The 26,177-nt window shown below is 67.3% G+C and carries 27 protein-coding genes and 2 riboswitches; of the genes, 19 read left to right on the top strand and 8 right to left on the bottom strand.

The window, feature by feature from the left end; genetic code table 11:
- The first annotated feature begins 26 nt into the window (after window positions 1–26).
- Window positions 27–362, top strand: coding sequence for a gamma-glutamylcyclotransferase family protein (locus ABDW49_RS09660; protein ID WP_343611504.1), 336 nt, complete (start codon window positions 27–29; stop codon window positions 360–362).
- 163 nt (window positions 363–525) lie between these two features.
- Here the strand turns inward: ABDW49_RS09660 and ABDW49_RS09655 are convergent, their stop codons facing one another.
- From ABDW49_RS09655 to cobU, 4 genes are all read right to left on the bottom strand, one after another.
- Entirely contained in the window at window positions 526–2,001 is a 1,476-nt protein-coding gene (locus tag ABDW49_RS09655; RefSeq protein ID WP_343611503.1) for an oligosaccharide flippase family protein, read from the bottom strand.
- A gap of 180 nt (window positions 2,002–2,181) precedes the next feature.
- Window positions 2,182–2,934, bottom strand: a complete 753-nt coding sequence (locus ABDW49_RS09650) for an adenosylcobinamide-GDP ribazoletransferase (RefSeq protein WP_343611502.1) — start codon at window positions 2,932–2,934, stop codon at window positions 2,182–2,184.
- Window positions 2,931–3,935, bottom strand: coding sequence for a nicotinate-nucleotide--dimethylbenzimidazole phosphoribosyltransferase (cobT, locus tag ABDW49_RS09645; protein WP_343611500.1), 1,005 nt, complete (start codon window positions 3,933–3,935; stop codon window positions 2,931–2,933). Before cobT ends, ABDW49_RS09650 begins: the two co-directional genes overlap by 4 nt.
- A complete protein-coding gene (cobU, locus tag ABDW49_RS09640; protein ID WP_343611498.1) occupies window positions 3,932–4,429 on the bottom strand; it encodes a bifunctional adenosylcobinamide kinase/adenosylcobinamide-phosphate guanylyltransferase in 498 nt (165 codons plus the stop codon). Before cobU ends, cobT begins: the two co-directional genes overlap by 4 nt.
- Window positions 4,430–4,503: 74 nt before the next feature.
- Between cobU and ABDW49_RS09635 the strand changes: the two genes are divergently transcribed.
- From ABDW49_RS09635 to bluB, 4 genes are read left to right on the top strand one after another with little or no spacing between them, the layout of a single operon-like run.
- On the top strand, window positions 4,504–5,091 hold the full coding sequence (locus tag ABDW49_RS09635) for a histidine phosphatase family protein (protein WP_343611497.1): 588 nt from the start codon (window positions 4,504–4,506) through the stop codon (window positions 5,089–5,091).
- Window positions 5,088–6,065: an adenosylcobinamide-phosphate synthase CbiB gene (gene cbiB, locus ABDW49_RS09630; protein ID WP_343611496.1), complete on the top strand. Its 978-nt coding sequence runs from the start codon at window positions 5,088–5,090 to the stop codon at window positions 6,063–6,065. Before ABDW49_RS09635 ends, cbiB begins: the two co-directional genes overlap by 4 nt.
- On the top strand, window positions 6,055–7,029 hold the full coding sequence (gene cobD / locus ABDW49_RS09625; protein ID WP_343611495.1) for a threonine-phosphate decarboxylase CobD: 975 nt from the start codon (window positions 6,055–6,057) through the stop codon (window positions 7,027–7,029). The genes cbiB and cobD overlap by 11 nt, the downstream gene beginning before the upstream one ends.
- A gap of 8 nt (window positions 7,030–7,037) precedes the next feature.
- Window positions 7,038–7,661 (top strand): 5,6-dimethylbenzimidazole synthase, encoded by a 624-nt coding sequence (bluB, locus tag ABDW49_RS09620; protein WP_343611494.1) that lies wholly within the window; start codon window positions 7,038–7,040, stop codon window positions 7,659–7,661.
- Between the two features lie 3 nt (window positions 7,662–7,664).
- Here the strand turns inward: bluB and ABDW49_RS09615 are convergent, their stop codons facing one another.
- Complete coding sequence (locus ABDW49_RS09615; protein WP_343611493.1) at window positions 7,665–9,110, bottom strand: cobyric acid synthase; 1,446 nt, start codon at window positions 9,108–9,110, stop codon at window positions 7,665–7,667.
- A 6-nt stretch (window positions 9,111–9,116) separates the two neighbouring features.
- A complete protein-coding gene (gene cobO, locus ABDW49_RS09610) occupies window positions 9,117–9,746 on the bottom strand; it encodes a cob(I)yrinic acid a,c-diamide adenosyltransferase (protein WP_343611491.1) in 630 nt (209 codons plus the stop codon).
- A gap of 46 nt (window positions 9,747–9,792) precedes the next feature.
- Window positions 9,793–10,021: riboswitch (cobalamin riboswitch) on the top strand.
- A gap of 95 nt (window positions 10,022–10,116) precedes the next feature.
- On the opposite strand from cobO, the gene ABDW49_RS09605 reads away from it, so the two are divergent.
- The 7 genes from ABDW49_RS09605 to cobJ are packed head-to-tail and all read left to right on the top strand — an operon-like array spanning window position 10,117 to window position 18,027.
- Window positions 10,117–10,479 (top strand): DUF1636 domain-containing protein, encoded by a 363-nt coding sequence (locus tag ABDW49_RS09605; protein ID WP_343611490.1) that lies wholly within the window; start codon window positions 10,117–10,119, stop codon window positions 10,477–10,479.
- Window positions 10,480–10,482: 3 nt separating this feature from the next.
- The gene (gene cobW, locus ABDW49_RS09600; protein ID WP_343611489.1) at window positions 10,483–11,529 is read left to right on the top strand and encodes a cobalamin biosynthesis protein CobW; all 1,047 of its coding nucleotides are present in this window, start codon (window positions 10,483–10,485) and stop codon (window positions 11,527–11,529) included.
- A 10-nt stretch (window positions 11,530–11,539) separates the two neighbouring features.
- Window positions 11,540–14,776, top strand: coding sequence for a cobaltochelatase subunit CobN (cobN, locus tag ABDW49_RS09595; protein ID WP_343611487.1), 3,237 nt, complete (start codon window positions 11,540–11,542; stop codon window positions 14,774–14,776).
- Complete coding sequence (cobG, locus tag ABDW49_RS09590; protein WP_343611486.1) at window positions 14,773–15,927, top strand: precorrin-3B synthase; 1,155 nt, start codon at window positions 14,773–14,775, stop codon at window positions 15,925–15,927. Before cobN ends, cobG begins: the two co-directional genes overlap by 4 nt.
- The gene (locus tag ABDW49_RS09585) at window positions 15,927–16,556 is read left to right on the top strand and encodes a precorrin-8X methylmutase (RefSeq protein ID WP_343611484.1); all 630 of its coding nucleotides are present in this window, start codon (window positions 15,927–15,929) and stop codon (window positions 16,554–16,556) included. The genes cobG and ABDW49_RS09585 overlap by 1 nt, the downstream gene beginning before the upstream one ends.
- The gene (locus tag ABDW49_RS09580) at window positions 16,553–17,287 is read left to right on the top strand and encodes a precorrin-2 C(20)-methyltransferase (RefSeq protein WP_343611483.1); all 735 of its coding nucleotides are present in this window, start codon (window positions 16,553–16,555) and stop codon (window positions 17,285–17,287) included. The genes ABDW49_RS09585 and ABDW49_RS09580 overlap by 4 nt, the downstream gene beginning before the upstream one ends.
- Window positions 17,284–18,027: a precorrin-3B C(17)-methyltransferase gene (gene cobJ, locus ABDW49_RS09575; RefSeq protein ID WP_343611481.1), complete on the top strand. Its 744-nt coding sequence runs from the start codon at window positions 17,284–17,286 to the stop codon at window positions 18,025–18,027. The genes ABDW49_RS09580 and cobJ overlap by 4 nt, the downstream gene beginning before the upstream one ends.
- Here the strand turns inward: cobJ and ABDW49_RS09570 are convergent.
- Window positions 17,994–18,740 carry a cobalt-precorrin-6A reductase gene (locus ABDW49_RS09570; RefSeq protein ID WP_343611480.1) on the bottom strand — a complete coding sequence of 249 codons (747 nt, stop codon included), beginning with the start codon at window positions 18,738–18,740 and terminating at the stop codon, window positions 17,994–17,996. The two genes, cobJ and ABDW49_RS09570, sit on opposite strands and share 34 nt — an antisense overlap.
- On the opposite strand from ABDW49_RS09570, the gene cbiE reads away from it, so the two are divergent.
- From cbiE to cobF, 5 genes are read left to right on the top strand one after another with little or no spacing between them, the layout of a single operon-like run.
- Complete coding sequence (gene cbiE / locus ABDW49_RS09565) at window positions 18,739–19,938, top strand: precorrin-6y C5,15-methyltransferase (decarboxylating) subunit CbiE (protein ID WP_343611478.1); 1,200 nt, start codon at window positions 18,739–18,741, stop codon at window positions 19,936–19,938. The two genes, ABDW49_RS09570 and cbiE, sit on opposite strands and share 2 nt — an antisense overlap.
- A complete protein-coding gene (locus tag ABDW49_RS09560) occupies window positions 19,935–20,315 on the top strand; it encodes a cobalamin biosynthesis protein (protein ID WP_343611476.1) in 381 nt (126 codons plus the stop codon). Before cbiE ends, ABDW49_RS09560 begins: the two co-directional genes overlap by 4 nt.
- Complete coding sequence (gene cobM / locus ABDW49_RS09555; RefSeq protein ID WP_343611475.1) at window positions 20,312–21,094, top strand: precorrin-4 C(11)-methyltransferase; 783 nt, start codon at window positions 20,312–20,314, stop codon at window positions 21,092–21,094. The genes ABDW49_RS09560 and cobM overlap by 4 nt, the downstream gene beginning before the upstream one ends.
- A complete protein-coding gene (locus tag ABDW49_RS09550; protein ID WP_343611474.1) occupies window positions 21,094–22,425 on the top strand; it encodes a cobyrinate a,c-diamide synthase in 1,332 nt (443 codons plus the stop codon). Before cobM ends, ABDW49_RS09550 begins: the two co-directional genes overlap by 1 nt.
- On the top strand, window positions 22,422–23,165 hold the full coding sequence (cobF, locus tag ABDW49_RS09545; protein WP_343611473.1) for a precorrin-6A synthase (deacetylating): 744 nt from the start codon (window positions 22,422–22,424) through the stop codon (window positions 23,163–23,165). Before ABDW49_RS09550 ends, cobF begins: the two co-directional genes overlap by 4 nt.
- Here cobF and ABDW49_RS09540 read toward each other — a convergent pair.
- Window positions 23,157–24,176 (bottom strand): HoxN/HupN/NixA family nickel/cobalt transporter, encoded by a 1,020-nt coding sequence (locus tag ABDW49_RS09540; RefSeq protein WP_343614221.1) that lies wholly within the window; start codon window positions 24,174–24,176, stop codon window positions 23,157–23,159. The two genes, cobF and ABDW49_RS09540, sit on opposite strands and share 9 nt — an antisense overlap.
- A gap of 221 nt (window positions 24,177–24,397) precedes the next feature.
- Window positions 24,398–24,634, bottom strand: a riboswitch (cobalamin riboswitch).
- 147 nt (window positions 24,635–24,781) lie between these two features.
- Here ABDW49_RS09540 and ABDW49_RS09535 point away from each other — a divergent pair.
- Both ABDW49_RS09535 and ABDW49_RS09530 read left to right on the top strand, forming a co-directional pair.
- A complete protein-coding gene (locus ABDW49_RS09535) occupies window positions 24,782–25,243 on the top strand; it encodes an SAM-dependent methyltransferase (RefSeq protein WP_343611471.1) in 462 nt (153 codons plus the stop codon).
- A gap of 82 nt (window positions 25,244–25,325) precedes the next feature.
- Window positions 25,326–26,171, top strand: coding sequence for an RMD1 family protein (locus tag ABDW49_RS09530; protein WP_343611469.1), 846 nt, complete (start codon window positions 25,326–25,328; stop codon window positions 26,169–26,171).
- The last annotated feature ends 6 nt before the right edge of the window (window positions 26,172–26,177 follow it).

Genomic DNA, 26,177 nt, shown 5'->3' with positions numbered 1-26,177 from the left:
GGCGGCACCGCTGATATCGAATGCCGATGAGCATCGACGAACGCCTCGCGACCTATGGAACGCTCGCGCCCGGTCGGGTGAACCATCATCATCTGGCCGATCTAAAGGGGCGCTGGATCCCTGGCAGCGTGACAGGCCATCTGGTTCAGCGAGGCTGGGGCGCGACCCTTGGCTATCCGGCCCTCATTCCGGCACCGGACGGTACAGAGGTCGAGGTTCACCTTTTCCTCTCGCCCGACCTGCCCCACCACTGGAGCCGCCTCGACGCCTTCGAGGGCGCCGAATACCGCCGCGCCAGAATTGATGTGCTCACGCCGGAAGGCGTGATGGAGGCCTGGATCTATCTCGACGCGCAGCCCTGACCGGGCTCAGAGTCTGTTTGGAAATCCGGCGGAAGCCGGATTTGCGGCACCAGCCCTCTCCCCCACCCGACCACCCAACGGCAGTATTGTATGAGTGGTCGGGTGGGGGAGAGGGCTGATCCCGCGCTGAACATGCGCTTTCGCGCATGTTCCAAACGGGCTCTCAGGCCAACCGCAGCAGCTTGCGGGCCTTGTCCTTCAGCTTACCGGGCACGGGCACAACATCGATGGCCACATCCAGATCCCGACGGCAGAGCACCAGACACAGCCCCCCGAACAGCGGCAGAGCCACCATCAAGGCTCCGCCGGCCTGCAGGATATTGGCAGGCCGCAACCCCAGCGATAGCGCCCAGACATAGCCCCCCAGCCCGATCGCCAACGCCAGCACCTGAGGCAGCAGCACCCGCACCGTCAGCAGCGGCTTGAGCGAGGGGATTTCCCGCCGCATGAAGATCAGCATGCTGCCCAGCGCCAGATAGGTACAGACCGTATAGCCAATGGCCGCACCATTCACCCCCGCCAGCTTGCTGCCCACGGCCAGACAGGCGCTGCTGGTCACCAGCCGCACGAAATTGGCCCACAGCACCATCCCGGCCCGACCGCGCGCGATCAGCAGCGGCTGCGAGGGCGAGATCGCCATGGTCGGGAAGACCGGTGCCAGGAAGATCAGCACCCAGCCCAGCCCCGGCCAGCTCTTGCCCAGAAACACCGCACGGAAGGCCTCGGCGCCGAAGATGGTGCACACCTCCACGCCCGCGAAGATCAGGCTACAGGACACCACGATCTTCACGTACATGCGCAGCGCGCGCTCGGGTTCCTCATTGGCCTTGGCGAAGATCGGCAACAGCACATTGGCCAGCGGCGTGAAGGTCACGCTGGTGATGAGATCGATCACCGTGCGCGCCAGACGAAAGGCACCGGCCCCGGCCGGGCCCACGAAATAGCCGACAATCAGATCGGACAGACGGGTATTGCCCTGCGTCAGGAAGGATGAGCCATAGAGCATCCCCGACTGCCGCACCACGCGCCGCACCTCGTTGCCGGTAAAGGGCTCGATCACGCGCACCGGACCGGCCAGCAGCGCCACCGCCGACATCACCGCCGGAGTCAGAATGGCCTGAATGACCAGGCTCCACGCGCCATAGCCCATCCATGCCAACACCACGCAAGCCAGCCCCGCGACCGAGATGCCGATGGTGCGGCGAATGGCCAGCATGCGAAATTCGAAATGGCGCGTCATGACGCCCTGAGACACCGCGCCAAGCCCCGCCAGCAAAGGCACGCTGGCCGTCGCCATCATCAGCGGCGCCACCGCCGGCGCATGCACCAGCAGGCTGATCGGCCCGGAGGTCACCAGCACGAACACCCCCAGCGCCACCCCCGCCGCGATGTTGAACCAGAAGGCCGCCGCGATGAAGGCCGGGCTCGCCTCGCGGTCCTGCACGATGACCTGACTGGCCCCCTGCATCACCGCGGTGAACACGGCGGCGGGCGCCACCGCCATCGCCGCCAGACCGAAAGCGGTCGGGTCGAGCAGGCGCGCCACGACGAAGAAGACCAGCGTCTGGAAGAAACGCTCCCCCAAGGTCTGAACGATGTTCCAGAAAACCCCTGCTGTTGCCAGCTGCCGATTCGCCATTGCCCCGTTCACCTTGCTCAGAAACGTTCCGCTTTGCAGCATCGGGTGATGCGCATCGCCGACAGATATGCCGCTTCTCACATGACCGGGCGCACCCGTCATTGTGCAAAGCAGCATAAACGCTTTCTTGGCCCGGCTCCCGCGCCGTGACAAGAAGCAATATAGGTTGAAAGACTTATCTCAAGCCGAGGGGAGCGACACCAGCGCCAGCCAGCCGGCAATCTCGCCGATCAGTTGCATTGCACCCAGAACATCGCCGGTCTGCCCGCCGATCTGGCGACAGGCCACCCAGCCCATCAGCGCCACGGCGAGCACCATCCCCAAACCCGCAGCCAGCCCGGCCAAAACGCCCAGCCAGCCCAGCAGCACAGCCCCGCCCAGCCCCAGCCCGACAGCCAGCCGCCACACACCCACGCCCGAAGCCGACCGCCCCAACCCATCCGAACGCGCCGCAGGCATCAGTGCCAGCGCCGCGACCAGCAGCGCCCTGCTGGCCACCGCCAACGCCACGATCCGCCACGGCGTGCCCGCCTGAGCCAGCAGCAGCCAGCGCAGCCCCAGCGCCATCACCAGAGCGATGGCACCATAACTGCCCAGACGGCTGTCCTTCATGATCTCCAATTTGCGTTCGCGCGTATGCCCGCCGCCAAAGCCGTCGGCGACATCGCCCAGCCCGTCCTCATGCAGTCCACCGGTCGCCAGCAGGCCCGCGACCATGGCGACGCCCGCCGCCACCGCGGCAGACCAGCCGAGCGCCTGCCCTACCGCCATCACTCCCGCCACCACGCCGCCCACCGCCAGCCCGGCCAGCGGGAAAGCCCAGGCGGCTTGAGCCAGCGTCGGCACCGGCTCGCCAAGGCGCCCCGCAGGCAGCCGCGTCAGCAGCATCAGCGCCACCTGCACTTCGGACCAGCGGCGGCGCAGCACCGTCATGCCTCGCTGACACCCGCTTCGCCGAAGGTGGCCATGCCATTGTGGCACTCCAGCGCCGCCCGGACGATGCCCAGCGCCAGCGCGGCGCCCGATCCCTCGCCAAGGCGCATGTCGAACTCCAGCACGGCTCGCTTGTTCAGCGCCGCGAGCAGGCGACGATGCCCCGGCTCGGCGCTGGCATGGCCGACAAGGCAGTGGTCGAGCAGTTCGGGCGCCACGCCATGCAGCACCGCTGCCGCCGCCGTGCAGATAAAGCCGTCGAGGATCACCGGAATACGCGCCGCCCGCGCCGCCAGCACCGCGCCGCAGATCGCAGCCTGCTCGCGCCCGCCCAGCGCGGCCATAAGAACCATGCCACGCGCCGCGCTGTGCAGTTCCAGCCCTTGCGCAATCACCTGAGCCTTGCGCGACATGCCCGCGCTGTTAGCCCCCGTGCCGGGGCCGACCCAATCCTCGGGCGCGCCGCCGAACAGGGCGCAGGCCAGCGCGGCGGCGATGGTGGAATTGCCGATCCCCATCTCGCCCAGCACCAGCACATCGGCCTCGGGATCGACAGCCTCGGCGCCGCGCCGCAGCGCATCGAGGGTCTCGGCCTCGCTCATCGCGGGGCCTTGCGTGACATCGCCGGTGGGGCGGTCCAGATCGAGCGCGATCACCGACAGATCGGCACCCGACGCCCGGCAGAGTTGGTTGATCGCCGCCCCGCCATGCTCGAAATTGGCGACCATCTGCGCGGTCACTTCACTGGGATAGGGGCTGACGCCATGTACACAAACCCCGTGATTGCCCGCAAAAACCAGCGCCTGAGCGCGCTTTATCGCCGGGCGCGGCGTGGCGCGCCATCCGGCCATGAAGATCGCGATCTCCTCCAGACGGCCCAGGGATCCCGGCGGCTTGGTCAGGCTGTTCTGCCGGGCGCGCGCCGCATCGGCGGCGGCCTCGTCGAAACAAGGGGCGTTCAGGGCAAAATCGGCAACTTCGACAAGACTGGCAAACATCATTTCACTTTCATGGGCAGTCCGCAGACCGCCAGAACAACCTCATCGGCCATGGCCGCGACGCGCTGGTTGAGCAAGCCCGCCATATCGCGAAAAGCCCGCGCCAGAGCGTTGTCGGGCACGATGCCCCCGCCGACCTCATTGGTGACCAGCACCACGGGCGAAACGCGGGCGGCCAAAGCCTCCAGCAGGCCCTGCGCCTGCCAGTCGCGTTCGGCCAGCATGATGTTGGTGAGCCACAAGGTCAGGCAATCGACAAGGCAGGGCGTATTGTCGCTCTCGCGCAAGGCATCCGCCAGATCGAAAGGTGCATGAAGATTGCTCCATTCGGGCCCGCGCCGGGCTTGATGGGCGGCGATGCGCTGTTCCATCTCGGTATCGAAGGCCTGCGCCGTGGCGATATAGGTCGCGCGCCCGGTAAAGCCCAGAGCATGGCCTTCCGCGATGGCGCTCTTGCCCGAGCGGGCGCCGCCGGTGACCAGAATTATCCGCGCCATAAGGCTCAGCCTTTCATCAATCGCTTGCCGAATCGCCTGCACAGAAACCAGAAGCACCGCCAACTCAAGAGGAGATGTGGCTTTTGGCCTCGGCGCCCACCCAAGAACTGCTGCTGATCCGCCATGCCCCCGCCCTCAACGAGGGCCGTCTGGCCGGGCGACGCGATGTGCCCGCAGACATTGCGGATGAGGCAGCCTTGGCGGCCCTGCGCAGGCATCTGGGCACGGTGGACCGCGTGATCGCCAGCCCCGCGCTGCGCTGCCGCCAGACCACGCAGGCCCTGTGGCCGGAAACCGAGCCCCGGCTCGACCCGCGCCTGTGGGAGCAGGATTTTGGTCTGTGGGAGGGTCTGCCCTTCACCGACATTCCCGATCAGGGCGCCCTGCCGCCTGAACAACTGGCCCTGCTTGCCCCGCCCGATGGCGAGAGCTTTGCCGATCTGTGCGCCCGCACCGCTCCGGCAATAGAGCAGATCGCCGCTTTGCCGGGGCGCAGCGCCATTGTTGCCCATGCCGGAACGATCCGCGCGGCTCTGGCCATGGCGCTGGGAACCATCGGCCCGGCTCTGGCGTTCAGCATCGATCCCCTGTCGATCACCCGGCTGATCCCTTGCGGCGCGCAATGGGCCATCGCCGGCGTCAATCAGAAAGCCTGCCCATGATGGCCCTGCATGCCGCGCAGATGCTGATCGGACTGGCGCTGGAAGCGATGCTGGGCTGGCCGATGTTCCTCTACACCCGCATCGGCCATCCGGTGAGCTGGCTGGGCCGCCTGATCGCGCTGGGCGACCGGCACTGGAACGACGAAAACGAGGACGACGACACCCGCCAGTCCAGAGGCACGATGCTGGCGCTGGGCATCATCCTGCTGACCGGCGGTGTGGCGCTGGCGCTTTCCCTGCTGCTGGTGCGGGACTGGACGGGCGCGGTGGTCGGCGGCATTCTGGCGTGGCCTTTGCTTGCGGCGCGATCGCTGCATGACCATGTCGCCGCCGTGGCCGAACCGCTCGCCGAAAACGATGTGCCGCGCGCGCGCAAGGCGGTCTCGATGATCGTGGGCCGCTCGCCCGAAAAGCTCGACAAGCCCGCCATCACCCGCGCCGCTGCCGAAAGTCTGGCCGAGAACACCTCGGACGGGGTGATCGCGCCGCTGTTCTGGGGTGTGCTGCTCGGCCTGCCGGGGATCGCGGCCTATAAGGCGATCAACACGCTGGATTCGATGATCGCCTATCGCACGCCGCGCCATATGTTTTTCGGCCGCACCGCCGCGAAGATCGACGATGTCGCCAATTGGATCCCGGCGCGGCTGACGGGGCTGCTCTATGTGCTGGCCTGCAACCGGCCGATCACCGCCTTGCGGGTGATGCTCTCCGACGCGCGGCATCATCGCTCGCCCAACGCCGGTTGGCCCGAGGCCGCCTTTGCCGGAGCTTTGGGCATCCGCCTGTCCGGCCCGCGCCTCTATGCCGAGGGGCCGAGCCAGGACCCATGGCTCAATGGCGATGCGCCCGATCCCAGGCCTGCCAATCTGCTGGCGGGCCTCAAACTCTATCGCCGGGTGGTGATGCTGGCGGCATTGTGCGCGGCGACGCCCTGTGTGATCGCAATGTGGACATTCCAAACCTATGCCCTGTGACACTATCCGGCGCGATCATGGCGGCGATCTCGACAGGGCCTGCAAGGCACGCGGCGGCGATGACTGGATCGACCTGTCGACCGGCATCAACCGCGTGCCCTATCCGGTGCTCCCCCTGTCCCCCGAGGCATGGACCGCCCTGCCCACCGCCAGCGCGCGCAATGCCCTGCTGACAGCCGCCGCTCAGGCCTATCGCACGCAGGCACCGATGGTGGCGTTGGCCGGGGCGCAGGCCGCGATCCAGATGCTGCCGCTGGTGCTGGCGGGGCGCAAGGTGCGCGTGCTCTCGCCCACCTACAATGAGCATGCCGCCTGCTTCACCGCCGCTGGTTGCAACGTGGAAGAGGTCACCACGCCCGAAGCCTTGGCCGGCGCCGAGATCGCGGTGGTGGTCAATCCGAACAATCCCGACGGCAGGATCATCCCGCCCGCCGATCTGATCGCGCTGAAGGGCCGGGTCGGCACGCTGGTGGTGGATGAGAGCTTTGCCGATCCGCTGCCCGAGATGTCGGTGGCGCCGCTGGCGGGCGATCAGGGGCTGGTGGTTCTGCGCTCTTTCGGCAAGTTCTATGGTCTTGCCGGGGTGCGGCTGGGCTTTGCCATCAGCGATATGTCCACCATCGAGCGCCTGACCGCTATGGCAGGCCCGTGGCCCGTGGCAGGCCCCGCGCTGGAGATCGGCGCCTCCGCGCTGCGCGACACCGCATGGGCGCAGGCGACGACGCGGCGTCTGGCTCAGGAAGTCGAGCGGATCGATGCGCTGGCGCTGGCCCATGGCTGGGCGCTGGCGGGTGGGACGCATCTCTTCCGCCTTTACGACACGCCGGATGCGCAGGCCGCTCAGAACCATCTGGCCGACCATCGCATCTGGAGCCGCATCTTTCCATGGTCGCCACGCTTGATAAGGTTGGGTCTGCCGGGCATGGAGGCAGAGTGGCTGCGCCTTGCCGCCGCACTGGGATGACAAGATAAATGGATTTCACGCAGGACGAGGCCTCCACGCTGGAGCGCATCATGCGTTGGCGCCGCGATGTGCGTCATTTCCTCGATACGCCGCTGGATGAGGCTCGGATCGAGCGCTTGCAGGCGGCGATGGATCTGGCTCCCTCGGTGGGCAATGCGCGGCCATGGCGGGTGATCCGCGTGGAAGCCCCCGCGCTGCGCCAGGCGGTCCATGACAATTTCATCGCCTGCAACGCTCTGGCCGCGCAAAGCTATGAGGGTGAGCGGCTGGACGAGTACAACCGGCTCAAGCTGGCCGGGCTGGACAAGGCGCCGCTGCAACTGGCTGTCTTCACCGTGAGCGATCCGGCCGAGGGGCACGGCCTGGGGCGGCACAGCATCCCTGCCACGCTTCAGGCCTCGACAGCCATGGCGATCCATACGCTGTGGCTGGCGGCGCGGGCGGACAATCTGGGGCTGGGGATGGTGTCGATCCTCGATCCCGACACCATCGAGCGCCTGCTGGAGGTCCCCGAAGGCTGGGCCTTCTCGGCATGGCTTTGCATCGGCCACCCAGAATTTACCGACGATACGCCCCTGCTGCATCGTGCGGGCTGGCAGGAAAACCACCAGCATGAATGGACGCGGCGCTGACGCCTATTGCGCCAGCGCCAACAGCCCGGCCACATCGGCATGGGCCTCGATATGGTCGGCAAGAGCATCGAGCGTCGCCTCCACCTGGGCGCCATAGGCCAACCCTGACGGCCGCGCGCCAAGGCTAGCGATAAAGGCCGAGCGAAAGCCATCCTGCGTAAACAGGCCGTGCAGATAGCTGCCCATGATGCGCCCATCCGCCGAGATCGCCCCCTCGGGCCGCCCCGTGATATGGGCGAAGGGCCGCGCGCAATCGGGGCCATTGGTGACCCCGAGATGGATTTCATAGCCCTCCACCCGAAGCCCGCTGGCGGCGTGGATTGCCTGAACCTGCGTCAGTTTTTTGTCGCCCTGCATGGTGGTCGCCACTTCCAGCAGGCCGAGGCCCGGCATCTCGCCCGCCGGGCCTTCCAGTCCTTCGGGATCGCTTACCACGCTGCCCAGCATCTGATAACCGCCGCAGATCCCCAGCACATACCCGCCGCGCCGCACATGCGCCGCCAGATCGACATCCCAGCCCTGAGCGCGCAAAAACGCCAGATCGCCGCGCGTGCTCTTGCTGCCGGGCAGGATGACCAGCTTTGTGTCGCCGGGGATCGCCTGCCCCGCGCGGACCATCACCAGATCGATATCGGGCTCCTGCGCCAGCGGGTCCAGATCATCGAAATTGGCGATGCGGGAGAGGGCCAGAGCGGCCACCTTCACCCGCCCGCCCGATGACACGGCTCCAAGATCGAGCGCGTCCTCGGCGGGCAGCAGATGGGCCTGCGCGAACCACGGCAGCACGCCGAAACCGCGCCAGCCGCTGCGCTGCTCGATCAGGCGATAGCCATCGTCGAACAGCGAGGGATCACCGCGAAACTTGTTGATGAGAAAGCCGCGCACCATCGCCGCATCCTCTGGCGAGAGCACTGCCTTTGTACCGATGATCTGGGCGATCACCCCGCCCCGGTCGATATCGCCTGCCAGCACCACCGGCACCTGCGCGGCGCAGGCAAAGCCCATATTGGCGATGTCTCCGGCACGCAGATTGACCTCCGCCGGGCTGCCCGCGCCCTCCACGATCACCAGATCATGGGCAGCTTTCAGGCGATGGAAGCTCTCCAGAACCGGGGCCATCAACTGCGGTTTCAGCGCGGCATACTCCCGCGCCTTTACCGTGGCGATGCGCCGCCCCTGCAACACCACCTGACTGCCGACTTCGCTCTCTGGCTTCAGCAGCACCGGGTTCATATCGGTATGCGGCGATAATCCACACGCGATCGCCTGCAGGGCCTGAGCCCGCCCGATCTCTCCGCCATCGGCGGTGACAGCGGCATTGTTCGACATATTCTGCGGCTTGAAAGGCGCGACACTCAGCCCCCGCCGACGTGCCGCCCGGCACAGCCCCGCCACCAGCAGGGACTTGCCGACATTCGAGCCGGTCCCCTGGATCATCAAGGCTGGCATGGAGGTTTAGAACTCCACCCCGGCCTGCGCCTTGATGCCGCCGCGGAAGGGGTGCTTCACCAAAGTCATCTCGGTGACCAGATCGGCCTGCTCGATCAGTTCGGGCGCGGCATTGCGGCCGGTGAGCACCACATGGGTCATCTCGGGCTTTTCCTCGCGCAGGAAGGTCAGCACCTCCTCCAGCGGGAGATATTCGTAACGCAGGGCGATGTTGATTTCGTCAAGCAGCACCATGCGGATGTTGGGATCGCGGATCAGTTCCTTGGCCTTGTCCCAGCCCTTGCGCGCAGCGGCGATATCGCGGGCTTTGTCCTGCGTTTCCCAGGTAAAACCCTCCCCCATGGCGTGGAACTGGCAGAGATCGGGGAAATTTTGCTCGATCAGACGGCGCTCGCCGGTGTCCCAGGCGCCCTTGATAAACTGCACCACCGCGCTGGGCATGCCATGCGCGATGCAGCGCAGGATCATCCCGAAGCCGGAGGACGACTTGCCCTTGCCCGTGCCGGTATGAACGATCACCAGCCCCTTTTCGCCCTGCTTGCTGGCCATGATCTTGTCGCGAGAGGCCTTTTTCTTGGCCATCTTGGCGTTGTGGCGGTCAAAGTCAGCTTCGGGGGCGGGGGCATCGGCGGTCATGGTACACTCCTGATCGCGGCATTCCTTGACAGCCCCGTCGCAATCCCGCAATCCCCACCGCGTTGGTTCCTTGCGGCGGAGCAATCCACCAAAAGGCGAAGAGGGAATGTGACAGGGCTTTCGTCAAGCCCGAAGCACAGCCGCCCCCGCGACCGTCAACGGATGAGGCAGCTTCGATGCCACTGGCCGCAAGGCACGGGAAGGCGAAGCTGACGCAAGGCGTAACTGCCCCCGATCCGCCAGCCGGGAGACCTGCCAGCACGAGGAAACGGACAGCCGGGGTGCGCTGTGGCCGGTCGATCAGGCGCCGAACGCGGGTTCGGTGCCCGATGGCCTGTGCAGGCGCGCCTCATTGGGGAATTGAAGCGTCGTGGGTCACAACACCGTCCTTTTTGTCTGCACCACCTGCCGCGCGGGCCAGACGCCCGAGGAAGGCGAAACCGTGCCCGGCACCCTGCTGGCGCAGGCGCTGAGCGCCGCCAATGCGGATGGCGACGTGGAAGTGCGCCCCACCGAATGCCTCTCGGCCTGCACCAATGGCTGTTCCATCGCGCTGACAAGGCCCGGCAGTTGGACCTATGTCTACGGCCGCCTGTCCGACGCCGATGTGCCCGACATTCTGGCCGGCGCCAGCGCCTATGCGCAAAGCCCTGACGGCATCGTGCCGTGGCGCCAGCGCCCCACCATCTTCCGCAAGCAATCCATCGCCCGCATTCCCCCGCTGGAGCTTTAAGCCATGTCTCTGGAAAAAATCCCCGTCACCATCGTCACCGGCTTTCTGGGCTCGGGCAAGACCACGCTGATCCGCCATCTGCTGCAGAATCCGGGCGGGCGCCGCCTGGCGGTGCTGGTCAATGAGTTCGGCACGGTGGGCGTCGATGGCGAAATCCTGAAGGCCTGCGCCGACGAGAATTGCCCCGAAAGCGCGATCCTCGAACTGGCCAATGGCTGCATCTGCTGCACCGTGGCCGATGATTTCATCCCCACGGTCGAAAAACTGCTGGCCCTGCCCCAGCGCCCCGATCACATTCTGATCGAGACCTCGGGTCTTGCCCTGCCCAAGCCTCTGCTCAAAGCCTTCGACTGGCCCGCGATCCGCAGCCGCATCACCGTCGATGGGGTGATCGCGCTGGCCGATGCCGAGGCCGTGGCCGCTGGCCGTTTCGCCCCCGATGTGGCGGCGGTCGATGCCCAGCGCGCGGCGGATGACAGCCTCGACCATGAAACCCCGCTCTCGGAAGTCTTTGAGGATCAGCTCGCCTGCGCCGACATCGTTCTGCTGACCAAGGCCGATCTGGTGGACGCCCCAACGCTGGATCAGGCTCGCGCCGTGATCGCCGCCGAGGCGCCGCGCCCACTGCCCATGCTGCCTGTCACCGATGGCGTGATCGATCCCGCCGTCATCCTCGGCCTCAATGCCGCCGCCGAGGACGATCTGGCCGCCCGCCCCAGCCACCACGATGGCGAGGACGAGCATGAGCACGAGGATTTCGACAGCACCATCATCACCCTGCCCGAAGTCGGCGATCCCGAAGCGCTGGTCGCCGCCGTGCAGCGTCTGGCGCGCGAGCAGTCCATCCTGCGCGTAAAGGGCTTCGTGGCGGTGCAGGGCAAGCCGATGCGCCTGCTGCTTCAGGCGGTGGGCGAGCGTGTGCGTCATCAGTACGACCAGCCCTGGGGCCAGCGCCCGCGCGTGACGCAACTGGTGGTCATCGCCGAGCACGATCACCTCGACACCGCCGCCGTCCGCGCGGTGCTGGACACAGTTCTGGCCCCGGCGTAACCCTTCCGCGATGCATGTCATCTTCCGCGAGAGCCGTGGGCTGGAGGAAACCGAGGTCGCGACCGACCTCGGCCAGAGCCCCGCGCCGCTGATCGTCCTGTCCTTTTCGGACAGCGATCTGGGGGCTTTCGCGGCCGGATGGCATGCGGGGCGCGATCATTTGCCTGAACTGCGTCTGGCCAATCTGGCAGCGCTGAAACATCCGCTCTCCGTCGATACCTATATCGAGCGCACTGTCTCGGGCGCCAAGGCGGTGCTGGTGCGGTTGATCGGCGGCGCGGGCTACTGGCCCTATGGCCTCGCGCAACTGAGCGATCTGGCACGGCGCGAGGGGCTTGCCCTTGCCGTGCTGCCTGCTGACGGGCGCCCCGACCCCGCGCTGGAGGCGGCCTCCACCCTGCCCCCAACAGTGCTGCGCCAGCTTGCCGATCTGTGCGACACAGGCGGCGCCATGGCGGCTCAGGCAGCGCTGGCCGAACTGGCACGCGCCGCCGGCCTGCCCGCACCAACGCCGGAAGGCGCCACCACCATTCCAGACTGCGGCTGGTATCAGCCCGGTTTTGGCGTGGTCGATGCGCCCATCGCGGGCGAGGCCCCGCTGGTGGTCGTCAGCTTCTATCGTGCCTATCTCACCAGCGGCGACACAGGGCCCATCGATGCCCTGATCACGGCGCTGACCAAACGCGGCTTTCGCGCGGCGGGGTTGTTCGCGCCCTCGTTGAAGGCTCCGGGCGCTCCGGCATGGATCAGGACCACGTTCAGCCACCACACACCCGCCGCCATCGTCAATGCCACCGCCTTTTCCGGGCGTGACGACAACGGTGCCTCGCCACTCGACGGGCCTGGATGCCCGGTGTTTCAAGTGGCGCTCTCCACCGCCGATGAAACGGCTTGGGCTGGTGCCGAACGTGGCTTGTCTCCAGCCGATCTGGCCATGCATGTCGTCCTGCCCGAGGTTGACGGACGGCTGCTGGCGGGCGTCGCCAGCTTCAAGACGGCGGAGGTGGTCGATCCCGATCTGCAATGCGCCCGCACGCTGCACCGCCCCCATCCCGAACGGATCGAGGCCATCGCTGACAAGGTGGGCGCATGGCATGCTCTGGCCGTCACCCCGGCGCGGGATCGGCGGGTGGCGCTGATCCTCTCCACCTATCCGGGCCGGGCCGACCAGATGGCGCATGCCGTGGGTCTGGATGCCTTGGCCAGCGCCGAAGCGATGCTGGCAACGCTGGCCGCGGCCGGATACCACACCACAGCCGAACCACTCGCCGCCGCATTGCAAGGCCATACCATCGCCTGGCCGCTCTCGGCCTATCGGGAGGCGCTGTCCGCCCTGCCCGACAGCCTGCGCGCGGATCTGGAGCAGGCATGGGACCAGCCCGAAAACGACCCCGCCTTTGCCGAGGGCGCTTTCCACTTCGCCGCCGTGGCGCGCGGCCATGCCTTCATCGCCCTGCAACCCGAACGCGGCGATGCGGCCCGGCGCGATGACGACTATCACGATGTCTCGCGCATCCCGCGCCATGGCTATGTCGCATTTTATCTGTGGCTGCGCGCTCAGGGCGTGCATGCGCTGGTCCATATTGGCGCGCATGGCACGCTTGAGTGGCTGCCCGGCAAGGCCGTCGCCCTGTCGGAGCGCTGCTGGCCCGAAGCGCTGATCGGCCCGCTGCCGGTGATCTATCCCTTTATCGTGAACGATCCGGGCGAGGCTGCCCAAGCCAAACGCCGCATCGGCGCGCTGACGCTGGGCCATATCCCCCCAGCGATGGTGGCCAGCGCAGTGCCCGAAGGCCTGCTGCGCCTCGAACGCCTGCTCGACGAATATTCGACCGCCGAAGGGCTTGATCCCGCCCGCCGCGACCGGCTGATCACTCAGATCCGCGATGAAGCGCAGGCCAGCGGCGTCACCCAAGACCTCGGTCTGCCGCAGGACGCCAGCGCCGCAGAGGCCATGGTGCGGATCGACCGCTTCGTCTGCGACATCAAGGAAAGCCAGTTCGGCGACGGGCTCCATATCTATGGCACCGCCCCCGGCGAAACCGAAGGCCTGCTCACCGCGCTGGATGGGCGGCGCGTGCCCCCCGGTCCCTCCGGCTCACCGGCGAGGGGGCGGAGCGATGTGCTGCCGACCGGGCGCAACCTGTTCAGCGTCGATCCGCGCGCCGTACCCAGCCGCATGGCTCATGCCCAGGGCGTGAAGCTGGCCGAGGAACTACTGCGCCGCCATATTCAGGACCATGGCGACTGGCCGACCGGTCTGGTGGTGGATCTGTGGGGATCGGCCACAATGCGCACGGCGGGCGAGGAATTTGCCATGGCGCTGCATCTGGCGGGCCTCGCCCCGCGCTGGGATGCCGACAGCGAGCGGGTCTGCGGCTTCGAGATCCTGCCGCCCGTCCTGCTGAACCGCCCGCGCATCGATGTGACCTTGCGCGTCTCGGGCCTGTTTCGCGATGTCTTTCCGGGTCTGGCCCAATTGTTTGAGGCCGCCGCTGCTGCTCTGGCCGAGCGCGACCATGAGGAGCCCGGCGAGAACCCGTACCTCACCCGCACCCCGCGCGTCTTCGGACCCAGGCCGGGCCTCTATGGCCTCTCCATGGAAGACCCGGCAGAGCATCTGGGCGAGGAAGCCCGTCACGCCGCGGGGGAAGCATGGCTGGCCGCCTCGGCATGGGCGCTCGATGCGCAAGGCGCCATCGCCCATAACCGCCCCGCGCTGGAGGCCCGTCTGGCCGGGGCAGATGCCTTTGCCCATGTGCAGGATCTACCCGAAACCGACCTGCTGCTGGCGCGTGACTATGCCGCGCATGAGGGAGGCTTTGCCGCCGCGATGAAGGCTTTGGGCCGTCCGGCGCCAGCGCTCTATCATCTGGACGCGACACGCCCCGAAACCCCGCGCGCGCGCACTTTGGCCGAGGAAATCGCCCGCGTGGTGCGCGCGCGTGCCAGCAATCCGCGCTGGGCGCAGGGCATGATGCGCCACGGCTTTCGCGGCGCCGCCGAGATCACCGCCACCATCGACAATCTGGCCGCCTTCGCGCAATTGACCGGGCAGGTGCCCGCGCATCTCTTCGACCTGTGTTTCGATGCCACGCTGGGTCAGAGCGACATCGTTGCCTTTATGGATGACGCCAATCCCGCCGCACTGGAACAGTTGAGAGTCCGCTTTGCCGCTCTGGCAGAGGCAGGGCTGTGGACCACGCGGCGCAACTCCATCGCCGCTCAACTGGCGGATCGGCCATGAACGCGCCGTATGATCGTCTGGTCAAGGGCTGGTGCCCCGGAGCCTTGCGCCCCATGCTCTCGGGCGATGGGCTGGTGGTGAGGGTGCGCGCATATGGCGGCCGCCTGACGCAGGATCAGGCGCGCGGATTGGCGGATCTGGCCTCGCGCTATGGCAATGGCCTGATCGATCTGTCCGCCCGCGCCAACCTCCAACTGCGCGGCATCCGTGACCATGCCGCTGTGCTGACGAAACTGGCGACGCTGGAGCTGATCGATGGGGATGAGGCCATTGAGGGACGGCGCAACATTCTCGTCACGCCCTTCTGGCAGCAGGGCGATGGCACGCAGGATCTGGCCGCCGAGCTGATGCAGGCTCTGGCCACCAGCGATCTGGCACTCCCCGGAAAATTCGGCTTTGCGCTGGATAGCGGCGAAACCGCAGTGCTGCGCCAAGCCTCCGCCGATATCAGGATCGAGAAGGCAGGCGATCGCTACCTGCTGCAGGCCGATGGCGCCACGCTGGCCGCCGCCACCACCCGGCACAGCGCCGTAACCGAGGCGCTCCATCTGGCCCGCTGGTTTCTGGAAACAGGCGGCGCGCGGGATGGACGCGGGCGCATGCGTGACCTTCTGGCGCGGGGCGCGTCCCTGCCGCCCCATTTCACCCTGACCGCTCCATACGTGACGGATGAAGCCCCTCACCCCGGCCTCACCCCGGCAGGCGCGTTGGTCGCCTTGCCCTTCGGCCAGACCGACAGCCGGACGCTCTCGGCCCTCGCCGATCTGGCGCCCTTGCGGCTTACTCCATGGCGGATGCTGCTGCTGGAAGGGTTGAACACCATGCCTGACCTGCCCGGCCTCATCACCACTCCCGCCGACCCGCTGCTGCGCGTTACCGCCTGCAACGGAGCACCGGGCTGCGCTCAGGCGCTGGCGCCAGTGCGCGATCTGGCTCGCCAACTTGCGCCGTCTGTGCCAGAGGGCGCCATGCTGCATGTCTCGGGCTGCGCCAAGGGTTGCGCTCATCCCTCCGCCGCCGATATCACGCTGGTGGCGCGGGGGCGGGATTTCGCGCTGGGATATGGATGCACCGCCAAAGATACACCTGACACCCCGTTCACGCCCGCGCAACTGCTGGCCGATCCAACCTTGCTGATGACCCGGAGCTGATGCCCTACACCTATGAAATGGATGGCGCCGCCATCTACCGGCAATCCTTCGCCACGATCCGCGCCGAGGCCGATCTGGCCCGCTTCACCCCGGCTCAGGAGCCGGTGGTCGTGCGCATGATCCATGCCGCCGGTCTGGTCGGGCTGGAGGCGCATGTCGCCTTCACCCAAGGCATGGCCGAGGCAGCGCGCGCCGCTCTGGAGGCAGGCGCGCCGATCCTGTGCGATGCGCGCATGGTCTCGGAGGGGATCACCCGCACCCGGCTGCCTGCCGACAATCCGGTGATCTGCACCCTGCATGACCCGCAGGTGCCCGACATGGCCCGCACCATGGGCAACACCCGCTCCGCCGCCGCGCTGGAGCTGTGGCGCCCGCATCTGGCCGGCGCCGTGGTGGCGATCGGCAATGCGCCCACGGCCCTGTTCCATCTGCTGAACATGCTGGAAGACCCGGCAACGCCCCGTCCCGCCGCAATCATCGGCTGCCCGGTGGGCTTTGTCGGCGCGATGGAATCGAAGGAAGCGCTGATGGAGGCCGCCCCCTGCCCCGCCATGGTGGTGCGCGGACGGCTGGGCGGCTCGGCGATCACGGTCGCGGCGGTCAATGCTCTGGCCAGCAGGGCGGAATGATGGGCCGGATCATCTGCGTGGGGCTGGGCCCCGGCGATCCCGATCTGATGAGCGTCAAGGCCGACCGGCTGGTGCGCGGCGCGGCGCATGTCGCCTATTTCCGCAAGGCCGGTCGCAGCGGGCAGGCAAGGCGCATCGTGGCCGATATGCTGCGCGCCGATGTGGTGGAACATGCGATGGAATATCCCGTCACCACCGAAATCGCTTTCGACAGCGCCGATTACAACAGCCTGCTTGCCGGTTTTTACGATGACTGGACAAAGCGTCTGGCCGATCTGGCGCAGCAGAATGAGGTGATCGTGCTGTGCGAGGGAGATCCATTTTTCTACGGATCTTTCATGCATTTGCACACCCGCCTTCAGGGCCTGTGCGAGGTCGAGGTCGTCCCCGGCATCACCGGCATGACCGGCTGCTGGCATGCCACCGGCGTGCCGATCACCTGGGGCGACGATGTGCTGAGCGTGCTGATGGGCACGCTGCCCGAAGCGGATCTGATCGCCCATATGCGCAAGGCCCATGCGCTGGCCATCATGAAGACCGGGCGTAATCTGCCCAAGGTGCGCCGCGCTCTGGCGGCGGCGGGACGGCTGGATGAGGCATGGCTGGTTGAGCGCGGCACCATGCCGGGCCAGCGCGTGGCCCGCCTGGCAGAGACCGAAATCGACGATTGCCCTTACTTCGCCATCGTGCTGGTGCATGGGCAGGGGCGCCGCCCCATGGCTGCATCATGACCGGCTCGTTAACTGTCGTGGGCCTTGGCCCCGGCCATGAGGCGATGGTTACACCCGAGGTAACCGAAGCTCTCGCCCGCGCTACCGATATTCTGGGCTACACCCCCTATGTGACGCGGATTGCCCCGCGTGAGGGCCTCACCCTCCACCCCAGCGACAATCGCGAGGAGTTGGTCCGCGCCGCCCATGCTTTGGAACTGGCGGCAGAGGGGCGGCATGCGGTGATCGTCTCCTCAGGCGATCCCGGCGTCTTCGCCATGGCCTCGGCGCTGTTCGAGGCGCTGGAGGCCGCGCCACAGCATCTCGATCTGCCCATCGCCATCCTGCCCGGCATCACCGCGATGCTGGCGGCGGCGGCGGCGGCCGGGGCTCCGCTGGGGCACGATTTCTGCGCGATCAATCTGTCAGACAATCTGAAGCCCTTCGCGCTGATCGAGCATCGCCTGCGCATGGCGGCGCGCGGCGATTTCGCCATGGGCTTCTACAATCCGCGCAGCGCCAGCCGCCCGCATCAATTCGCCCGCGTGCTGGAGATCCTGCGCGAGGAATGCGAGCCCACGCGTCTCATCCTCTTCGCCCGCGCTGTTTCGACGCCGCAGCAGGCGATCCGCACCGTCACGCTGGAGCAGGCCACGCCCGAGATGGCCGACATGCGCACCGTGGTCATCGTGGGCAACAGCGCCACACGGCAGGTGGGGCGCTGGGTCTACACGCCGCGCTCCGCCGGAGCCCCTGCATGAAGCCAGCACATCACCGCCTCCACACTGCGGCAGACCGGGCGAGCGGGCACAAAGGGCCGCTCGATCAGGATCACCGGCAGGCGCAACCGGCGCGCGGCTTCCAGCTTGGCGGCGGCACCGCTGCCCCCGGCGTTCTTGGCGACGACATGGGTGATGCCATGGGCCTGCATCAACGCCAGATCGCCCGCCACGGTGAAGGGGCCGCGATCCACCACCACGCTGGCGCCCGACAGGGGCTGAGGCGCGGGATCGACAAAGCGCAGCAGATAGTGATGAGGCAGCCCCGCAAAGGCCTCCAGATTCTGCCGACCGATGGCCAGAAACACCCGCGCCGGATCGGATGGGAGGGCGGCAACGGCAGCCTCCAGATCGGGCACGATACGCCAGTCGTCACCGTCTTGCGGCGCCCAGGCTTCGCGTTCCAGCGCCATCAGCGCCGTGCTCGTTTGAGCGCAGGCGGCCACAGCATTGGCACTGATCTGCGCAGCGAAGGGATGGGTCGCATCCACCAGATGGGTGATCGCCTGCTCCCGCAGATAATCCGCCAGCCCCTCCACGCCGCCGAAACCACCGATCCTCACCGGCAGGGGCTGAGCGATGGGGCTCGCCGTGCGCCCGGCGTAGGAGAAGACCGCCTCCACCCCTGCCCCGGCCAAAGCCCGCGCCATTGCGCTGGCCTCGCTGGTGCCGCCCAACAGCAGGACGCGTGGCATGGTTGAGGCTGTGACGGAAAAGGCTTGGCTGTCGATCATCGGTATCGGCGAGGATAGGGCAGAGGCCCTCCCCCCCGCAAGCCGTCTGGCGCTTGCCGAGGCCACACATATTTTCGGCGCGCCGCGTCATCTGGCTCTGGCCGGGCTGGAGGGTGATCCGCGCGCGCATATCTGGCCGGTGCCCTTCAGCGTCGATCCGGTGCTGGCGCTGAAGGGGCGGCACGTCGCCATGCTGGTCTCGGGCGATCCTTTCTGGTTTGGCGGTGGGGCGAGCATCACGCGGCATCTGCCGACGGCTGAGTGGCGCGCCTTTCCCGCTCCCTCAACCTTCGGTTGGGCTGCGGCCCGGCTTGGCTGGAGCCTTGAGGACACCGCCTGCCTCGGCCTGCATGCCGCCCCTTTCGAGAGGCTGGTGCCGGTGATGAGCCACGGCGCGCGCGCGATCTGCCTGTTGCGCGATGGGGCTTCGGTAGGCTCCTTGGCGGCATGGTTGAGCGAGCGCGGGTTTGGCGCCAGCCTGTGCCATATTCTGGAAGCTCTGGGTGGAGAGCGGGAGCGCATCCGATCCGCGCCCGCTCGGGATATTGCTTTCGACGATGTGGAAGCACCTGTGGCCATAGCCATTGCCTTTAACGGCCCTGCGGGTCTGCCGCGCGCCAGCGGGCTGGCTGACGATCTCTTCGCGCATGATGGCCAGATCAGTAAAAGGCCGATGCGCGCTCTGGCGCTGTCGGCGCTGGCGCCGCGTGCGGGGGAGATGCTGTGGGATCTGGGGGCGGGCTCGGGCTCGATCAGCGTGGAATGGTGTCTGGCCGGCGGGCGGGCCGTGGCGGTGGAGCGCAAGCCCGACCGCGCCGCCAACATCCGTCAAAATGGGCAAAGCTTCGGCCTCGGCCATCGCCTGACGGTGATCGAGCATGACCATGCCGATCTGCCTGATCTGCCGATGCCAGCCGCCGTCTTTGTCGGAGGTGGCGCGGATGAGGGGCTGCTGACCCGCCTCTGGGCCATGCTGGCGCCGGGAGTTCGGCTGGTGATGCATGGCGTCACGCTGGAAACCGAGGCCTTGCTTCTCCATGCCCATGCCCGCCATGGCGGCGATCTGCTGAGGATAGAGCTGGCGCAGGCCGCGCCTCTGGGGTCGATGCGCGGCTGGCAGCCCGCCCGACCCGTCGTGCAATGGAGCGTGGTGCGATGAGCGCTCCGCTCTGTGTCGCCGGGCTGGGCTGCCGCGCCGATGTTTCCCCCGAGGCACTGCATGAGGCGTTGCGGCTGGTTGCCGAGCAGCATCCCATCGATGCGCTGGCCGCGCTGCAGGAACGGGCCGCATTGCCGGCCCTGCAAACCCTGTCGCGCGACAAGGGTCTGCCTCTGATAGCCCTGCCGCGCGAAGCCCTTTCAGGCATCGCCACGCCAACCCGATCGCCGCGCATCCTTGCCCGTTTCGCCACCGGCTCGGTGGCCGAGGCTCTCGCTCTGGTCGCCATCGGCGCTGACGCCCGGATCGCGGCATCCCGCCAGATCTCCACCGATGGATCGGCCAGCGCCGCCATCGCTATCCGGATCCCATCATGACCGTCCATTTTATCGGCGCCGGCCCCGGCGCGCCCGACCTGCTGACCCTGCGCGCCGCAAGGCTCATCTCCGAATGCCCGGTCTGCCTCTATGCCGGATCGCTGGTGCCGGAGGGCGTGCTGGCGCATTGCCCGCCCGGCGCGCGGATCATCAACACCGCGCCGCTCTCGCTCGACCAGATCATGGAGGAAATCGCCGCTGCCCATGCGCAGGGCCATGATGTGGCGCGGCTGCATTCCGGCGACCTCTCGGTCTGGTCGGCCATGGGCGAGCAGATGCGCCGGCTGCGCGTCATGGGTGTGCCCTATGATGTGACGCCCGGTGTGCCCGCCTTCTCCGCCGCTGCCGCCGCCATCGAGGCGGAACTGACCCTGCCCGGCGTCGCGCAATCCGTGGTGCTGACCCGCACGCAGGGCCGCGCCACGCAAATGCCCCAGGGCGAGACCCTGGCCGCTTTCGGGGCGACTGGCGCGACATTGGCGCTCCATCTCTCGATCCATCTGCTGGACAAGGTGGTGGCCGAACTCACCCCGCATTACGGTGCCGACTGCCCCGTCGCGGTGGTCTGGCGCGCCAGTTGGCCCGATCAGCGGATCGTGCGGGCCACGCTCGCGACGCTGGAAAGCGCGGTGGACGGCAGCATGGAGCGCACCGCGCTGATCCTCGTTGGCCGTGCCATCGGGCATGAGGATTTCGCCGAAAGCCAGCTTTACGCCAAGGACTACGACCGGCGCTATCGCCCGATGGGCACCTCGCCCCGCTTTCCGGACGAGCGCTGATGGCGCTGGCCGGAAGACCGCTGATGGCGCCGGGCCTGATCGTCTCCGCCCCGGCTTCGGGCGCGGGCAAGACCATGGTGACGCTGGGGTTGCTCGCCGCGTTTCGCGCGCGGGGACTGGTTGTGCAGCCCTTCAAGAACGGGCCGGATTACATCGACCCGGCGTTTCATGCCGCCGCCGCCGGGCGGCCTTCCTTCAACCTCGACAGTTGGGCGATGAGCGAGAAGCGCATGGCAGGCCTCGCCGCTGTGGCGCAGGGCGCCGATCTGGTGCTGGCCGAGGGGTCGATGGGGCTGTTCGATGGCGTGGCCGTCGCCGGAGAGACCGGGAATGGCGCCAGCGCGGAGATCGCGGCGCGTGCCGGATGGCCGGTGGTGCTGGTGCTCGATGTGTCGGGGCAGGCGCAATCGGCGGCGGCGGTGGCTCTGGGCTTTGCGCGGATGGCGCAGGATGTTCGTCTGGCGGGCGTTATCCTCAACAAGGTGGCCAGCCCCCGGCATGAGGCGCTGATCCGCAATGGCATGGCGCAGGTGGGGATCGAGGTGCTGGGCGCCCTGCCCCGCCGCACCGACCTCACCCTGCCCGAGCGCCATCTGGGGCTGGTGCAGGCCGAAGAGCATGAAGGGCTGGAGGCCACGCTGGCGGCGCTGGGCGGTTTTGTCGGCGAGCATGTCGATCTTGACCGACTGCGCGCTCTGGCCTCGGGCGGTTTTGCCTCGGGTGAAGTCCTCGGCGTGCCCCCGCCTGGGCAGCGGGTGGCGCTGGCGTGGGACAGCGCCTTTTCCTTCGTCTATCCGCATCTGCTGGCGGGATGGCGGACGGCGGGGGCGCAGATTTTGCCCTTCTCGCCTCTGGCCGATGAAGCGCCCGATGACAGTGCCGATGTCTGCTGGCTGCCCGGTGGCTATCCCGAACTCCATGCCGGCAAGCTGGCAGCGGCGGAGCGGTTTCGCTCTGGACTGCAAGCCTTTGCGCTAACCCGCCCGGTGCATGGCGAGTGCGGCGGCTATATGGCGATAGGGCAAGTGCTGGTCGATGCTCAGGGGGTGGAGCATCGCATGGCCGGGCTGCTGGGGCTGGAAACCTCCTTTGCCAAAAGGCGGATGCATCTGGGCTATCGCCTCGCCACGCTGGAGGCGCCGATCCCCGGTTACGCGGCGGGCGCAAGGCTGCGTGGGCATGAGTTCCATTACGCCACCATCCTCGCCCAGCCCGATGACCCGCTGGCCCATGTGGTGGATGCCAATGGCGCGGCAGTGCCCGAAACCGGGTCGCGCCGGGGCCATGCCACGGGCAGCTTCTTCCATATGATTGCGCAGGCCAGCGCATGATCGAGCTGGTTCTGATCGGCATCGGCACGGGCGGGCCGGATCAACTGACGCTGGCGGCGGTGAAGGCCATCAACCGCGCCGACCTGATCCTGATCCCCCGCAAAGGCGCCGACAAGGCCGATCTGGCCGATCTGCGCCGGGCCATCTGCGAGGATGTTCTGACCAACTCGGCCACGCGTATCGCGGAGTTCGATCTGCCGGTGCGCGATCCGGCACAGCCGGATTATCTGCGGCGCGTGGATGACTGGCATGATGCCATAGCCAAGGTCTGGCAGCGGACCATTGCCGATCACCTCACGGATGGCCGCGTGGCGCTGCTCGTCTGGGGCGATCCGGCGCTTTACGACAGTTCCCTGCGCATTGCCCGGCGCCTGCCCGATGTGAGCGTGCAAGTCGTGCCGGGGCTGATGTCGATCAATGTGCTGACCGCCGCGCATGGCATCACGCTCAATGAGGTGGGGGCGCCTTTTCTGGTCACCACCGGGCGGCGGCTGCGCGAGGAGGACTGGCCTGCGGGCGTCGAGACTGTGGTGGTGATGCTGGATGGGGAATGTTCGTTCCGGCATCTGCCGCCCGAGGGTATCGCGATCTGGTGGGGCGCCTATGTGGGCATGAGCAACCAGATGCTGTTGTCCGGTCCTCTGGCGCAGGTGAGCGAGACCATCGTGGCGGCACGGGCAGAGGCCCGCGCGCGCCACGGCTGGATCATGGATATCTATCTGCTGCGGCGATCACGCTGACCGCACCTCGACCTCGTCGAGCCGCTTGAAGCGGTAGATCGCGAAGGAGAGCGCCCAGCTCAGCGCGAACAGGCCGACGATCCCGAAGCCCAGCAGGTTGAAGCTGCCCGCCAGATCATCGAACACATCCCACAAGCCGCCGGTCAGACGCAGATGGCTGGCGATCAGTGCCAAAGTCTCGATCCCGCCGATCAGGATCGCCACCAGCGCCGCCACCAGCGTGATCGTCATATTGTAGTAGAGCTTGCGGATCGGCTTGACGAAGGCCCATTCATAGGCGCCCAGCATCATGATGCCGTCGGTGGTGTCGATCAGCGCCATGCCCGCCGCAAACAGCGCCGGGAACAGCAGCACCACACTGAAGGACATGCCCTGCGCGGCCTGAGAGGCCGAGAGGCCCAGCAGCCCTACCTCGGTCGCGGTGTCAAAGCCCAGCCCGAACAGAAAGCCCAGCGGCGCCATATGCCAACTGCGGGTGATCAGGCGGAAGAGCGGGCGCAACAGCCGCGCCATCAACCCGCGCCCGGCCAGCAGCATGTCGAGATCCTCCTCGACATAGACGCCGCCCGCCAGCACCCGGCGATAGGAACGATAGACCGCGCGCAGGATCATCAAATTCATCCCCGCGATGGTGAAAAGGAAAAAGGCCGAGACGCAGGTCGAAATCAACCCGCCTGTTGCCTTGAAGCCCTCGATTCCCGTGGCCGCGCCCGCCATCAGCGCGATCAACAGCGTGGCCACCAGCACCACCGCCGAATGGCCGATGGCGAAGAAGAAACCCGTGCCGACCGGGCGCTGGCCATCCTGCATCAGCTTGCGCGTCACATTGTCGATGGCGGCGATATGGTCGGCATCGACTGCATGGCGCAGCCCCAGCGTATAGGCCAGCAGCGCGGTCCCCAGCATGCCGGGCGCCTGGTGCAGCACCACCCAGCCCCAGATCCACACCCCCAGATTGGCCACCAGCAAAAAGGCATAGAGTGCCCCGATGCGCCGCCGCAGCGGCGTCATCCCGCCGCTGGTGGCGGAAGCCTGCCCAGCACCTTGAAGTAAACGTTCCATCTTGCAACACGTCCGTCGGCGCCCGCGAAACGACAGGCCGCGCCACCGCCGAAGCGGTCGGCATGCCAGAGGCGCGCGCCTGCGACGCCCGAAAGCATGCCCGTTAGGGCCCGGCCATACTGATGTCGCCCAGACGGTGGACCGTGCCATGGCCATCCCCTGGGCCGTGGCAAGAGCGACCCCATACCGGCAGGTCTCCTGGCTCGCGGGTCGTCACGCGATGCGCAGCCTTCCCGAGCCTCGCATGATTTTGCGTCCGGCCCAGTGGCCGTGCCGACCCTCCTTGGGGTGACACAGGCGTATCGCGCTCGCCGCTCACAGTTGCAGGGACAGCCCGGTTTCGGATCCTCGATCCTTACCGTGTTCCCTTTCAAGCCCTTGCGGGCACCGGTGCGGGATGCAAAACCGGCAGGACCGGCTTGCTCGGGCCTGATAGGGCAGATGGAGGGCTTGGCCAAGGCGCTTTCGCGGCCAGCGGGCCAAATCTTCTTTCCCGGCCCAAGGTTGGCTGCCTATACAGGGCCTGCCTGCGGATCTGGTTCGGGAGCAGCATCATGGAGTTCAGCCTTACCCCCATCGGCCATGTGCGCGGCGGACGCGCCGATCCGCTTGACGATCACTGGGGCGAGAGCCGGGCCGCCATCGACCTGGACGCGGACCGCTTCGGGCCGGAGGCGCTGGCGGGGCTGGCGGATTTCAGCCATGCCGAGGTGATCTTCCTCTTCGACCGCGTGCCGCCCGAGCGCATCGAAACCGGCGCCCGACATCCGCGTGGCCGCGCCGACTGGCCACTGGTGGGCATTTTCGCCCAGCGCGGCAAGAACCGGCCCAACCGGCTCGGCGTGACGGTGTGCCGGATCCTCGGCGTCTCGGGCACGAGGCTGGAGGTCGAGGGGCTGGACGCGATCGATGGGACACCAGTCCTCGACATCAAGCCGGTGATGCGCGAATTTCTGCCGCGGGGCGATCTGCGCCAGCCCGAATGGTCTGGTGCGCTGATGGCCGATTATTGGTAAAGGTTTGAAAGAGCGGGGTGTCGCGCAAGCGAAACCTGCCGCTGGCAGGGAGATCCAGCGCTAAAGCGGAGCAGCTTCCTTCATGGCCCTTCCCAAAACCGCAGGTCTTCCCGATTTCGTTCTGCTCGGAGGGGTGCCCGAGGCAGCGCGCTATCGCCTGAGCGCAAGACTGATCGGCGAGCGGATCGACACGCGTTACGTCGCCGACGCGCAGGCGACCGGCGAATGGGCCGGAAAAGCGGTGTTCGGACCGGGGCTGACCATCGTGTTTCGCGATGGCGTGGTGGTGTCGATCAGCGATGAGGAGGTGGCGCAGGATTTGCCCGACGCGCTGCTGCTGCCTCATACCTTCGATCCCGAGGCCTTGCCCGAAACGGAAAGCACCGTGCTGATCGTCAAGCCCGGCTCCAACGACAAGATCGCGGCGGACGGACAGGTGCAACTGATCGACGCCAGCCCCGAGCGCTTCCTGCTGGTGGCCGTGGTCCTGGCGCGCAGCGTGATGCTCTCGCGCGACGAAATCCTGGTGTCCGAAGCCTTCGACCGGATCAGCCCCTTGGTGGCCGATCTGCACAGCAACGGGCAGGCCCATCTCTCGATCAAGCGGGCGATGCAGCTGGTGGGCAATGCGCTGGCGGCGCGGCATCGCATCATGGGCAGCGCTCAGGCCAATGACCGGCCCGATCTGCTCTGGGACCACCCCGATCTCGACCGTCTCTACACCCGTCTTGAGGACGAATATGAGCTGGACGAGCGCCATGAGGTGCTGGAGCGCAAATTCGTCGCGCTGGGCGATGTGGCCGAGGTGCTGCTCGACATCGTGCGCGACAAAAGGGCTTACCGCGTGGAGCTGGCGATCATCGCGCTGATCGGTTTCGAGATCGTGATCTCGCTGGTGGATATGGCGATGAAATACGCGGGGCGTTAGGAAGGC

Origin of the sequence: Novosphingobium sp., assembly GCF_039595395.1 — a bacterium.
GTDB lineage: Bacteria > Pseudomonadota > Alphaproteobacteria > Sphingomonadales > Sphingomonadaceae > Novosphingobium.
Note: the sequence above shows the minus strand (reverse complement) of the source record. Positions and strands in the feature narration are given on the sequence as shown.